This window comes from Clostridioides sp. LIBA-6822 (genome assembly GCF_056688955.1).
Genome location: NZ_CP196996.1, coordinates 1 through 13,626, shown reverse-complemented (window position 1 = coordinate 13,626; position 13,626 = coordinate 1). Strand labels below are relative to the sequence as shown.

Here is a 13,626-nt window from a genome sequence, read left to right as displayed (position 1 = left end):
CAATGAGTAATTTAATAAATTTTTTTAAAACTAAATTTAATGAAATAAATCAAAATGGGAATCATAATAAAACAAAAAAAAAGTCAAATAAAAAGAAAAAACTTATCAAAAACCAAATTTCCTTATTTGATTTATATTTTGATAGAACAAATAATATAAAAAGTTCTAATGACAATAATAAATCAAAAGAAATTATTAAAAAAGATATAAAAAAATCCTATAGGAACGATTTAAACAACTGTTTTCAAAATAATTTTACTAAACAAATTACAAATCTAAAATCTAAAATTAGTGAGAAGAAATCAGATATATCTGATTTCTTTTTATCAAGAGAAAATCTATCAACTAATAACTCAGACCGTTATCAAAATAATTTAAATGCTATAACTGTATTAAATAAATTAAATAACTCACAAAAGGATATTACTCTTAATGATAAAACTATTTTATCTAAGTATGTTGGGTGGGGTGGTCTTTCAAAAAAGTTTACTGAAGGTTCTAAAAGTGATGAAGAATTAAAAAAGCTTTTAGGTGATTACTATGACAGTGCAAAAGCTTCATGTTTAACTAGTTTCTATACTCCTGCAATAGTTATAAAGTTTATCTATAGAGTATTGAATAAATTAGGTTTTGAAAAAGGCCGTATACTTGATCCAGCTTGTGGAACAGGTAGATTTTTAGGATTCATGCCTGAAGATATGTATTATAATTCTAAAATATTAGGTATTGAAATGGATAAATTAAGTTCTGATATTGCTACACACTTATATCCATCTTCTAAAATAATAAATATTAAATATGAAGATAGCAAAATAAAAAATGAAAGTATTGATTTATGTATAACAAATGTTCCATTTAGTAATATTCATCCATATGATGTAGAGGATAAGTATCTAAATAAATATAATTTAAATGTTCATGATTATTACTTTGTAAAATCAATTGAAAAAGTCAGAGATATGGGATTAATTATATTTATAACAGCATCTGGGACATTAGATAAAACAGATACTGCTATTAGAAAAATTATCAATGAAAAATGTGATTTTATAGGCTCTATAAGATTACCAATTGAAGTTTTTTGTGATACAGATACAACTACAGATATAATATTTTTAAGAAAGAACAAAAATAAATTATCTTCTGAGAACTGGATAGATGTTGTCAACTATGAAGATTTCTATATAAATAATTATTACAAAAATAATCCTCATATGATGTTAGGTGAGATGGAAATAGTTTCTTCTCAATTTGGTCCAAAACAAGTTCTTAAAAGTACAAAAAGTTTATCTATTAGTGATTATGATAAATTATTGAAATACTTTCCTTCAGATATCTATGAAACACCTCTAAATGATGCATATATGTATGAAGAAGAAGAATTAACGCTTTGTACTGATGATGAACTAAAAGAAGGTGAGTTCATATTAGAGAATGAATTGATTTATCAAAAGCAAGGAAAATATCTTATTCCTTCTTCTTTAATTGGTAAAAGAAAAGAAAAGTTGAAACAGTTTATAATAATTAAAGATACTATAAAAAATATAATACAAGCTCAACTTAATAACTGTACAGATAACGAATTAAATGCCCTTCAGAGAAACTTAAATACTAAATATGATAAATACATTAATGAATATGGTTTCATAAGTTCTAGAGGAAATAAGAAGCTTTTATCTGAGGATACTTTATACTATCTTGTAGCATCTTTGGAAATATATGATAAGCAAAATGATACATATAAAAAAGCTGATATGTTCTCAAAAAGAACTATAGGTAAATCAAAGCCTGAAAAAAATCCTGAAAAAATAGAAGATGCTATTATGATTGCATTCAATAATTATGGATATTTAAATATGGATTATATCTGTAGCATAATGAATAAATCATATCATAATATCAAAGATGAATTATTATCTAAACAACTTGCTTATATTGACCCTTTGACAGGAGATTTAGTGGATAGAAATAGTTATTTATGTGGATATGTTAAAGAAAAATTAAAAGTAGCCAAAGAAGCATCAATAAAAAATAATGCTTTCTTAGTAAATGTTAAAGCACTAGAAGCTAATCAGCCTAAATATGAGACAGATGTATTTTTTAATATTTCATCTACTTGGATACCTTCAAATGTAAAATCTGATTTTATTGAAAAAACATTAGAGCTTAGAAAAAATTCAATTCAACTATTATATTCAACACACCTTGGTTATTCAATAAATTGTTCTGCTTATATACCTATAAATAAAAATGAGTTCATATGGGGTACAAAAAGAAGAAAATCTCTATCTATTGTTGAAGCAGCATTAAACATGAAAACTATAACTATCACTGATAAAGAAACAAAAAATGGTAAAGAAGTTTCTGTCAAAAACTTAGAAGAAACTCAACTTGCTATGAATATATTAGATAAATGGCTTATAGCTTTTCATAGCTATGTAACAAGCAATAGCTATATTCATAAAGAATTACTTGATATATACAATGAAAAGTTTATAGATTATAAAGAAAAAGAATACAAAAACATACTAAATGATGTTAGAATAAATCCTAATATAAAATTGCGAGAACATCAATTAAAAGCGGCTAGTAGAATAGTTACATCTGATTGTAACACCCTTCTATGTCATAGTGTTGGTTCAGGAAAAACTTATACAATGGTTACAGCTGCACAAGAATTAAATAGGATATCTAAAATAGATTCAAAAAGAGGTAATAAGAATCTATTTGTTATACCAAATTCGCTTTGTGAGTCTGGACAATTTGCCAAAGAATATTTTAATTTATATCCTCAAGCAAATATTTTAGCTACTACTTCAAAGGATTTCTCTAAAGCCAATAGAAGAAAAATTATAGCTAAAATCGTTACATGTAACTGGGATAGTATAATAATTCCACATTCTGTTTTAGGATTAATACCTTTAGAAGCTGAAACAGAACTAAAGTTAGTAGAATCAGACCTAAAGGAGTTAAATAAAACGCTTAAGTATTATAGAGATGAGTGTCCTGACTTTTCTATAAAAAAACTTGAAACAATAAAAGAAAGTTATTTAAATAGAATTAAGGAATTAAATGACATGCACAAAGATGAAGCTCTTCTTTCATTTGAAAAACTTGGTATAACAAACTTATTTATAGATGAAGCTCATAATTTTAAAAATTTATATTTTAATACTACTATGCAAGTACCTGGAATATCTTCTTTAAAAACAAAGAAAACTCAGGATTTATACAATAAACTAAGATATTTTAAATCTGTGAATGGAAATAAAGGTGTTACATTTGCTACAGCAACTCCTATCTCTAATAGTATTTGTGAAATGTATACTTTACTTACTTATTTAAATAAACCTTCTCTAGAACATTATGGAGTAGATACTTTTGATGCTTGGGCGAGTACCTTTGGTTCAATCATTTCTTCAATGGAAGTAGATCCAACTGGACAAGGTTTTAGATTTCAACAGAGGTTTGCTAAATTTTGTAATGTTCCAGAATTAGTTAATATATTTAGACAAGTTGCTGATGTGGTTAATATCTGTGATATAGAAAACTTAGATATTCCTAAAGTGACAGAAGGAAAACCTATAGTAGAAATTATAAAACCTACAAGCCAAATGAGAGAATATATAAATTCTCTTGTAGAGCGTGCAGAAAAAATTCATAAAGGCTCATATAATCCAAGAATAGATAATATGTTAAATGTAACTACAGATGGTCGATTAATGGCTGTGAGCCCTGCATTAGTTGGAATTAGTGGTATATCACCAAAAATAATAAAGGTTGGTGAAAATATAGCTTCTTTATATCATGAAGATAAAATAAGTACACATTTAGTATTTTGTGATCTAGGAACACCTACTGGTAATTCACATAATGTTTATGATGATATAAAAAATGAACTCCTAAAAAATAATGTTTTAGAAAAAGACATAGCATACATACATGATGCAAATACACCAGAAAAAAGAAAGAAGCTTATTGATGATTTTAATAATGGTATTATTAGAATATTAATTGGTTCTACTTCTAAAATGGGAGAGGGAACTAATTTTCAAAAACATTTAAAATCACTTCATCATGTAGATGTGCCTTGGAAACCTTCTTCAATTTCACAAAGAGAAGGTAGAATATTAAGACAAGGAAATTTAAATAAAGAAGTATCTATTTTTAGATATGTAGTTGAGGGTTCTTTTGATGCATATTCGTGGCAGACAATAGAAATAAAAGCAAAATATGTAGCTCAGATTCTTAATAATTCTTCATCTTCTAGAACTGCTGAAGATATAGGTAATCAGCTTATGAGTTATGCCGAAACAAAAGCATGTGCTTGTTCTGATGATAGAATTTTAAAATTATGTGAAATAAATAGAGAAATTCAGATAATTGAATTAAACAAAAAAGCATTTTTAAATCAAAATTTACTTACTTTACAAGATATAAAGTCAATAGAAAACTCTATAGAAGCTTTAAATATATCAATATCTAAATTAGAAGAAGATATTAAGGTATATGCTTCTAATTCTAATGATTTTAAAATAACATTAGATGGAAAAACTTATTTTGATAATAAAACAGCTATAGAAACTCTTGGAGAAATTATGGATAGTGGAAAAGTTGGTTTTTTAGGTGAAATTTATGGCCTAAATATAGTTTATGAGAAGGAGTTTACATTTGATAATAAAGTTAGGGAATTTATTTCACTTGGTAATAACTATAAATTTGAATTTTCTGCTTTGAAAACTCCTAAGACTTTAATTAAATATTTTATGGAGTATAGTAAAACTAGCACAGATAAATTAAAGAGCTTAAAAGGAATATATTTTTGTAAGAAAGATGAACTTGTATCTCTTAAGGAAGTTTTAAAAAATAAGTTTACAGAAGATGATAAATTAGAAACTCTTATGATTTCAAAAGCTAAACTTGAAAATGAGTTAAGAATTGGAAATACTGTAATAAAAGAAAACAACTTAGAGCATAATGCAGTAGAAAAAAGTGAATTAATAACTAACCCTGACAATATGCCTATAAAAGATAAAACAGATAGTAATTATCTATTTACAGGCAAAAGGTTCCTTACTAAAGGAGTAGATTGTGAGATTCCAATTAAATTACAAATATTTATGTGGAATTTAATAGATGAGTTAAAGATAAAAAAAGATTATCTTCAAGTATTTGATATAACTCCTATTAATTCTAGTTATGTGTCTGTTACACATAAACAAGAAATACCTAAGTATACATCTACTTATAAAGTAGAACAAAGTACGGATGTGAATTTTGAAATAGATGCTAAAAAAACAATCTTTGTAATAGATGATATTGATCATGTTACAATGCTATTAAGTAGTGAATATTAAATAAAATAATGTATAAAACTTAAAAAATAGATAGATTTATAATCTATCTATTTTTTTCAGTGTTATTTTATCATTATAAATACTTATAGTAAAAATATCTTCCTCTTTTATTTCTAATATTCTTCTCCATTTTAATGGTATCAATATTCGTGGACTTACTCTTCCTTCAGAATTAGGGTGAAAGTATATTAATTTTTCTACTTCATCTATTAAATTATTTTCTGGACCTTCATTGTCTATACTTTTTTCTATTGTAATTTTATCACTATAAAGTCTTAATCTAAATTTATCTTTTTCTTTAACATTTAGATATATTATCCAGGCTAATGGAATGCTTATTAATGATGTAATCCTTAATTTACTCTTTACAAAGATGAGTTTTTTATCTTTTTCATCTTCTAATGGCCATGCCAAGATTTTACAAATACTAACTAAAGTTGTTGTAGATATCTTATTTTTTAGTATCCTTGTGTATGTACTACTATGTATTCCTAGATATTTACAGAATTGTCCTTTTGTAAACTCAAAGTCTTTTCTCTTCAATTCTATTTTTTCAGCAATATTCATTATTTATTTTTACCTCTTTCAACAAATATTTATATTAACTACAGTAACATACTTTATGTTACTGTAGTTAATATAAAAAGTTTCAAATTTTTTTTTAAATAGCCCCATATTATAAGAAGAAATAAAAGTATAAGCTATGTATTTTAGCAAATAAAAATTAGCTGTATTTATCAGCTTAACAAAATAGGGGGTATTAAAATGTTTCAAAAACTAAACTTAACAAATGTAAAATGTTATGATGATAAAACAATAGATTTATCAAAGCCAATAGTCATAACAGGTAAAAATGGAGTAGGAAAATCATCTATCTTAGAAAGTCTTATATTTGCAATATTAGGATATATACCTGGTTGCGATAAAAAAACATCTGATATGATGAAAATATCAAAATATCAAAATGGATTTTCTGTAAAATTATATACAGACAATGGAATTATACAAAGATCCTTGAATTCAAAAAAATCAAGTGGTAGTGAAGAGCTGTATTTTTCAGAATCTAAAGAGAGTAAACTTAGTGGTAAAAACAAAGATATAATAGATAAACTTGGAATAAATACAACTTTTTTTGATATTAATAATTTTCTTTCTTTAAACTCAAATGATAAATCTAAACTAATTTATTCTTTAATATCGACTGGTAAGTATGATAAACATTATCTAAGTTCAAAATTAGATAGTATTATCCCAGAAAACATATTAAATGAGTTGATGTATGCATATCAAGATAAATATTCATTTGAAGAAAATCTTAATAAATTATTAGATTATGTTTCAAATAATAAAAAGATTATATCCAATGATATAAAAGAAATTAAAGCAATTATCTTTCAGTTAACATCATTAAAATGTGATACAAAAATTGATATAAACAATAACATAGATAATGAAATTGAAAAAAAGCAGTCAGAAATTTATAAATTAAGAAATGATATAGATAATATAAAAAAAGAAACTCTAAAAAAATCTGAGATATTAAACAAATATAATAATCTCAAAAATAAAATTGAAGTAAATAAAGATAAAAAGAAAGACCTATATAGTGAAAAGGAAAAGTTGCAAAAAAATATTTTTAAACTACAAGATTTTAAATTTGATAATGAAATTAATACAAAGCTAACAGAGTTAAATAATACTTTAAAATCTCTAGAGCTTACTGGTATTGAAATTAAAAATAAAAAAACTAATATAGAAAATAAAATTAAAACTAATAATGATTTAATAAAAACAATAAATGAGAGAAATAAATTGAAAAAATGTATTATTGATGAAAATATATACTGTAACAACATGGAAGGCTTTAATTCATCAATAAATGCCTTAAACGATGAATTAAAATCCTTCTCCAATATTTATAATGATATATTAAATAAGTATAATTTAGCTAGAAAAGATTATCATGAAATTGGTAAAACTAAAAATAGTCTTTTAGAAACAATTAGTGAACAAGAAAATAAGATAAAAGAAAATAACATTGAATTATCAAATATAAAAGAAAGAATTAATAATATTGACAAAGAAATTCTGAATATAGATAATCTAACAGCTGAGTTGGAAGCATATGAGCATGCACTTAAATTATTTAATAACTCTGGTAATATAGATTTACTTGAAAAAATGTTATCTTTATCTCAAAAAGATTTAATTGATTTAAAAGATAAATGGAAACAACAATTAGATATAAAACAAAATATGATATTGTTAGAAAAAAATGAATCTATTAGAGAAGATAAAGAAATAAAATTAGAACATTACAAATCATTAGAGAAGCTTTTAAAACAAGAAAAATCCAATTTAATCAATAATGGTATAAAACCTTTTATACATTTGATGAACCAGGTTTTATTAGAAATTGGGATTAATAATAAAACTGTTTTTATTAAAAATGAAAAGAATAAGGTTGATTTTGGATTTATAATGAACTCTAAAGAGATATCTTTTGAAGCTCTATCAACTGGTGAAAGCTTGATATTTTTAATTGCTCTGATGGCTGCTATCTATCAAAGCAATGATTCATACTTTAAATTACTTGCTCTAGATAATTTAGAATTACTTGACCATGACAATTTAACATTTATTTTTAAGAACATTGATAAGTTAAATAAATACTTTGATAATATAATACTAATAGGAGTGTTAGATCACTTTAATTTAGAAGAATTCTCCAATAGTATAAATATTCATAGAATATAACATTAAAAGGGAGAGGTATTATAATACCTCTCCCTTTTAATGTTATAATGTAATGGTGTACCATTGTAGAGTTAAAATTTAAAGGAGACATATTCTATGCTAATATATTTATCATTAATTGATTCAGAAGATGACAAATTAAAGTTTGAAGAAATCTACATACAATATAAACAAATAATGTTTTATACTGCTAATAATATATTAAAAGATGAGCATCTATCAGAAGATGTTGTACATAATTCTTTTATAAAAATAATAAAAAACCTATCAAAAATTAATCAAGTTAATTGTCCCAAAACAAAAGCTTTTATCGTTATAATAGTTGAGAGAACAGCAATAGATTTATATAGAAAGAGAAAAAAACAAAATATAGTATCAATAGAAGATGATTTCTATAATACTGAAATATCAAAATCACTAATTGAAAATAATAATGAAGATTATGATGAAATTGATACAGCCATAGCAAATCTCCCACCAAATTATCGCCAAGTTATTCTCTTAAAATTTAGTCATGATTATTCTGATGCTGAAATATCAAAATTACTAAATATATCACAGGATAATGTACGTAAAAGAATACAAAGAGGAAAAAAGAAACTGAAAGAAATCTTAATTGAATTGGAGGTGCAAAGCGTTGAGTAAAATTAATATTACAGATGAGATGCTTTATAGACATGCTTCAAATGCTGAAAAAATTATTCTAGATCAATTACCACCAGACGAAGAATTAAATCATGTTTTTTCTAAAAGATTTGAAAGGAAGATGAAAAAACTAATTCGTCAAGAAAAAAGAAATCCTTTCATTAAATATACTGTTATCTATTTAAAACGAGTTGTAGTTGTATTTTTAATAGTTGTAACTGGATTATTCACAATAACTATGAGTGTTGATGCTCTTCGAAATCAATTTATCAAAATTGTAATAGAAATTTATGAAGATTTGACAGAATTTATTTTTTCTAAAGATATTCAAACTGATAAGGAACTTGATTTTATATTAAAAGAACCTAAATATATACCAAAGGGTTTCAAAGAAGTTGAAAGAGAAAGTTCTAAAGAAAGTATTTTTATTGGATATGAAAATACCAAAGGTGATGAAATAAGATACCGTTCAAATCAAATTAATTCAAGTTCTGTAATAATAGACACAGAAAACGCAGAAGTAAGTAATATAACTATAAACAAAAATAAAGCTAAGTATGTTGTCAAAGACGATACTATAATTTTATTTTGGAATGATGAAAAAGATACATATACTATATATCTAGATTCTATCAACAAAGAACACTTGAAAAATTATAAAGAAGAATTACTGAAAATTGCAGAAAACATAAAATAAAAAAATTTTTACAGAAAGTGTCACAAACCACCTTTTTATTTCGTTATCTAAGTGTAAAGAAAATAAGGGGGTGGTTTTTTGTACTATAAAAAAATCTTTTTTACAGGAGCTTGTGCCTTAACACTTATTTCATCATTTGGAATACAAGCACTGGCATATGAGCCTTTAGAAACTAGTGAATATCTAGAAGATGGAACTGTTTTTATGGTAAATATTAAAGGAGCTGGTTGTGATTTGAAAATTACTTCTGGAAAAGCTCATATCTCATGTTATGTAGATGGTAAATTAGGAACTTCAACATCTATTACAGCAAAATTACAACAAAAAAATAAATCTGGAACATGGACCAATATTTCTACCTGGTCAAATTCTAAAAAAAGTTCTTGTAGTTTATCTAAAGATGTTAGTGTATCAAAAGGACATTCTTATAGATTATCGGTAACTGTAAAAGCAGGAAATGAGAGCAAAACAATATTCAGTCCTATTAGAGTTTATTAGTTATAAATTCCATAAAATCTTGGATATTTATAAATTTAATAAAAATATTAAAATAAAAATTTGTTTTACATTAGAGGAGGAGTAAATATGAGTTTAAAAAACAGAAAAATGCGTACAATATCATTGGTTTTGATAAGTAGTTTTATGATTTCTAGTTTCCCAGTTAGTACATTCGCTTTAAGTAATAATGACAGTAACATAATATTAAGTCAAGATAAAAATATTTCTGTAAATATTCTTGAAGATAATAGTGAAAAAAGAGTTGTTGAAGTAATTAGTAATGATACAAAAACTGTAGTTACATATGATAAAATTAATAATATAATTACAGGAGATGAAGTTAATTTAAATACTGCTGAAAAGAATTATATAAATATTGATCTTAACGATACATCTTCATATGATAATGATAATAGTATATCTTCAAGAAAAGCTCAAATTACAAATTCTTCAAGATTTTCTAAAATCTATTATGCTGCTAATGGAAAGAAATGGTCAATAAAAAATACAAAAGGTTCACTTAAAGGTCGCACAGAAACAAGTAAGAACTCAGTTAATCTATACAGATTTAAAGATGCAGTAGATTCTTGCAGAAAACTAGAAAATGCATCTTCTCGTGGTATGGATACTACTAAACTTGGGTTAGCTATTGCTGGAGTTACAGCTGAAACAGGTGTTGGAGCTGTTATTGGTATTTTTACAGCTATAGGTGGAGCTTCAAGTGCTGCTTATAAGTTTTATGATTCTCTTCAGTATAGAAAAGAAGCAGACAGACTATTTAGTATGTTATAAATTATAGGAGTGGTTTTCAATGTTGATAAATTATTATGATAGGGGTTATTTCAAACAAATATATATTACAAGTATTCTTGTGATAATATTTTCGATAATATGTGCATTCAAAGTAACTTTTCTATTCTTGTTACTTGCAGGGTTTTATTTTGAACAAACATATAAGTTTTTAATAAAGTATAAAAATAAACTTTATATTTCAATTACAGATGATGATATTTTAATTGATAACAAATATATTTTCAGAGGTAAAAATACTAAAAACCATATAAAATTTGAAGATATAATAAGTGTTAATAAACAAGATAATATTATCGAAATTTTCACAAATGAAAACTCTTATTGTATATATCTAAAAGCTTTAAGCATTGAAAGCGAAGAATATCTAATAAGTAGACTAAAATAATTTTGTTGATTTTACATGTTCTAAATAAAAAGGAATATCTTTTTAGATATTTCTTTTTATTTAAGTTTTTTAAATGTTAATTTAGCACTTTTTTTTGCTTTTTTAATATAATATTTACTTTTTAAATCTTCAAATAAACAAAGCCCATTTTGAAATAAAGAATCAAAAACTACGAAAGTAACAAGTGCTTCAGTAAAAGAATCTTCTGATATAATTTTAAAAGCTTTATTTAAAATATCTGTATGAAAAAACTCCAATTTCATAAGAATATAAGATAAAAAAAGTATTAAGTAGATTAAGAGTTTTGTTAGTTCAAAAAATTTAAACTTAAATAAATCAGAAAATGCATATAGTAATATATATATATATATTGCTATAATTAGAGTAAAAGCATAACAAAAAAGTTTAGTATCATCTTGTAATGAATTAGATTTTATTTGTAACAGTATAATTAGAAAAAGAATCAATATAAAAAATACAATAATTATCATTAAAAAAATTAAAATAGATAAAATAGCTTCAAAACCTGTATTTGTTCTATTAAGAGATCTCTTTTTTAAGCTCTTAAATGTTACAATACTTGAAATGAAAATCAATAAGAGGTATAAATAAGTAATAAAATTACCAGGATAAAGACCTCTTAATTTTAATTCTAATATAATCATAATGCCTAAAATAATAGGAAAGCACTCTTCAAGTCTCAATAAATAATTAGTTACAACATTTCTAGCATCTTTTTTAAGAAAATTATATGATATAATAATAAAATATGCTAAAAGAAAAAATAGAAATTCTATAAAAAATCCAATTTTTAAAGACCAAAATTCTAAATCATAATTTATAAAAAGGAAAAAATACATAATTTCAAAAATTTGAATATTAAAACATATCCGAAAAATCCTAAATTCTTTTGAAAATTCAGTGTTAAGGCTAATTTTTTCTCGTTTTATTAACCCAAATAAAATTGTAAATAAAAAACATTCACTTAATACTAAAGATACAGACAATATAAAAGATATCTCTATATTCATATCTCTATCAAGAGATTTCAAATAATAACTCATTAAAAATGTGAGCGTTATCTGAAAGGCAATTATAAATATTATGTAATATGTATATTTGTCTTTTTCTTTGTAATACATAAAAGTCTATTCCCCCATTTCAAATTGAACACTAATTAATCTAATTTTACTATATGAGATAGAATATAAACTTTTGAAGAATCTTTCTATACATAAGTAAGTTGTATTTGACATAATACAAGTAAAGTAACTTAATAAAATATAAATTTATTCTTTGGGATATGGTAAATTATATTTTATTGCATATTCTATTGCAATTTTTTTAATTGGTGCTCCACAATTCCATTTATCTTCTACTGCCTTTTCATAAACTTTTTTATTAATATTATCATCCTCTTCTAAAATATCTTCTTTTTCTCCATACTTTACATCTTGAGAGGCTTTTATTTTTTCATTAATATAATTTTCATTTTTATTTTTTAAACTTCCATTAAAATTATCAAATTTATTTTTTGAATATTTTCTCTTAGATTTTTGTTCATTATATAATCTATTATCATTTTCAAATTCTTTAATTGTTTTAATATTTTTCTCTTTTAAATTTTCTAATATTTTCTTTATGTAGCTGTATTTTTTCTTAATATCATTTTCAGAAACATTTATAAAAATTTGTTCCCAAATTTCTATATCTAAATTATCAATGTTTTTTTCTATCAATTTTTTCATTCCTGGTTTTACTTCTTTATCAACTTTTAATTTAACATATAGATTTTCAATTTTATTGATTTTATTTTCTTCATCAACAACAACCTTAAAATCAGTATCACTAGAATCAGTATTACTATACGGTAAATTTTCCCGTTCTTGTACGGTAGTTTTTACTGTTCTTGAACGGTAGTTTTTACCGTTCAAGATTTTTTTTAGTTTTTTCTCTGAACGGTAAAAACTACCGTTCAAAGTATTTTTAAGGTTTATGGACTTATTTTTTTCTTCTTTTTCTCTATATTTTAAAATTCTTTCTCTTTCAAGTATGCGTTTTTCTTCAACATTATCTTTAAATTTATCTATATACAATGATAGTTTATTTATTTTAACATCAACCTGTTTAAGATATAAAAGATTAGATTTGCCTTGCCCTGTTTTATCTTCTTCTAATAATCCAAAATTTATAAGTTCATTTTTATAACCACGTGCAGTTTTCTCACTTACTCCTAAAAATTCACTCATAGAGATCTGATCACATTTAATAAATAACCTATTTTTATCATCATACCATTGATTTGAAAGGGACAACTTAGTTCTATCTAATAAAAATCCATATAGTATTTTAGCTTGAACTGAAAGAGGTTTCTTGTCAGATGGCTTAATATATTTATCCTCATAAAACAAAGCTTTTGGAATTTGTATATGTAATTGTTTTAAATCTTCTTCTACTGTAAAATAATCTCCCAT

The 13,626-nt window shown here is 24.1% G+C and carries 10 protein-coding genes; 7 read left to right on the top strand and 3 right to left on the bottom strand.

Features of this window, described 5'->3' with window-relative positions:
- Window positions 1–2: 2 nt before the first annotated feature.
- Window positions 3–5,357 (top strand): DUF960 family protein, encoded by a 5,355-nt coding sequence (locus tag ACTG48_RS20735; RefSeq protein WP_235684374.1) that lies wholly within the window; start codon window positions 3–5, stop codon window positions 5,355–5,357.
- 36 nt (window positions 5,358–5,393) lie between these two features.
- Here the strand turns inward: ACTG48_RS20735 and ACTG48_RS20730 are convergent, their stop codons facing one another.
- Window positions 5,394–5,924, bottom strand: a complete 531-nt coding sequence (locus tag ACTG48_RS20730) for a helix-turn-helix domain-containing protein (RefSeq protein WP_021383392.1) — start codon at window positions 5,922–5,924, stop codon at window positions 5,394–5,396.
- 198 nt (window positions 5,925–6,122) lie between these two features.
- On the opposite strand from ACTG48_RS20730, the gene ACTG48_RS20725 reads away from it, so the two are divergent.
- The 6 genes from ACTG48_RS20725 (at window position 6,123) to ACTG48_RS20700 (ending at window position 11,152) form a co-directional block, all read left to right on the top strand.
- Window positions 6,123–8,114, top strand: coding sequence for an AAA family ATPase (locus tag ACTG48_RS20725; RefSeq protein WP_021383351.1), 1,992 nt, complete (start codon window positions 6,123–6,125; stop codon window positions 8,112–8,114).
- Window positions 8,115–8,210: 96 nt separating this feature from the next.
- A complete protein-coding gene (locus ACTG48_RS20720; protein ID WP_021383439.1) occupies window positions 8,211–8,759 on the top strand; it encodes an RNA polymerase sigma factor in 549 nt (182 codons plus the stop codon).
- The gene (locus tag ACTG48_RS20715; RefSeq protein WP_021383420.1) at window positions 8,752–9,456 is read left to right on the top strand and encodes a DUF4367 domain-containing protein; all 705 of its coding nucleotides are present in this window, start codon (window positions 8,752–8,754) and stop codon (window positions 9,454–9,456) included. The genes ACTG48_RS20720 and ACTG48_RS20715 overlap by 8 nt, the downstream gene beginning before the upstream one ends.
- Before the next feature lie 78 nt (window positions 9,457–9,534).
- Window positions 9,535–9,954, top strand: a complete 420-nt coding sequence (locus ACTG48_RS20710; RefSeq protein ID WP_102822253.1) for a hypothetical protein — start codon at window positions 9,535–9,537, stop codon at window positions 9,952–9,954.
- Between the two features lie 87 nt (window positions 9,955–10,041).
- Window positions 10,042–10,746 carry a geobacillin-26 family protein gene (locus tag ACTG48_RS20705; protein WP_021383423.1) on the top strand — a complete coding sequence of 235 codons (705 nt, stop codon included), beginning with the start codon at window positions 10,042–10,044 and terminating at the stop codon, window positions 10,744–10,746.
- Window positions 10,747–10,765: 19 nt separating this feature from the next.
- Window positions 10,766–11,152, top strand: a complete 387-nt coding sequence (locus tag ACTG48_RS20700; RefSeq protein WP_021383350.1) for a hypothetical protein — start codon at window positions 10,766–10,768, stop codon at window positions 11,150–11,152.
- A 56-nt stretch (window positions 11,153–11,208) separates the two neighbouring features.
- Here the strand turns inward: ACTG48_RS20700 and ACTG48_RS20695 are convergent, their stop codons facing one another.
- Entirely contained in the window at window positions 11,209–11,409 is a 201-nt protein-coding gene (locus ACTG48_RS20695; protein ID WP_479918812.1) for a hypothetical protein, read from the bottom strand.
- Window positions 11,410–12,441: 1,032 nt separating this feature from the next.
- Window positions 12,442–13,626, bottom strand: a 1,185-nt coding sequence (locus ACTG48_RS20690; RefSeq protein WP_102822251.1) for a replication initiator protein A, incomplete at its 5' end; no start/stop codon positions are given.

Bases quoted from the DNA above. Each gene is read 5' to 3' on its own strand.
- ACTG48_RS20700 (WP_021383350.1), top strand. From the start codon at position 10,766: ATGTTGATAAATTATTATGATAGGGGTTATTTCAAACAAATATATATT.
- ACTG48_RS20725 (WP_021383351.1), top strand. From the start codon at position 6,123: ATGTTTCAAAAACTAAACTTAACAAATGTAAAATGTTATGATGATAAA.
- ACTG48_RS20720 (WP_021383439.1), top strand. From the start codon at position 8,211: ATGCTAATATATTTATCATTAATTGATTCAGAAGATGACAAATTAAAG.
- ACTG48_RS20705 (WP_021383423.1), top strand. From the start codon at position 10,042: ATGAGTTTAAAAAACAGAAAAATGCGTACAATATCATTGGTTTTGATA.
- ACTG48_RS20730 (WP_021383392.1), bottom strand. From the start codon at position 5,924: ATGAATATTGCTGAAAAAATAGAATTGAAGAGAAAAGACTTTGAGTTT.
- ACTG48_RS20735 (WP_235684374.1), top strand. From the start codon at position 3: ATGAGTAATTTAATAAATTTTTTTAAAACTAAATTTAATGAAATAAAT.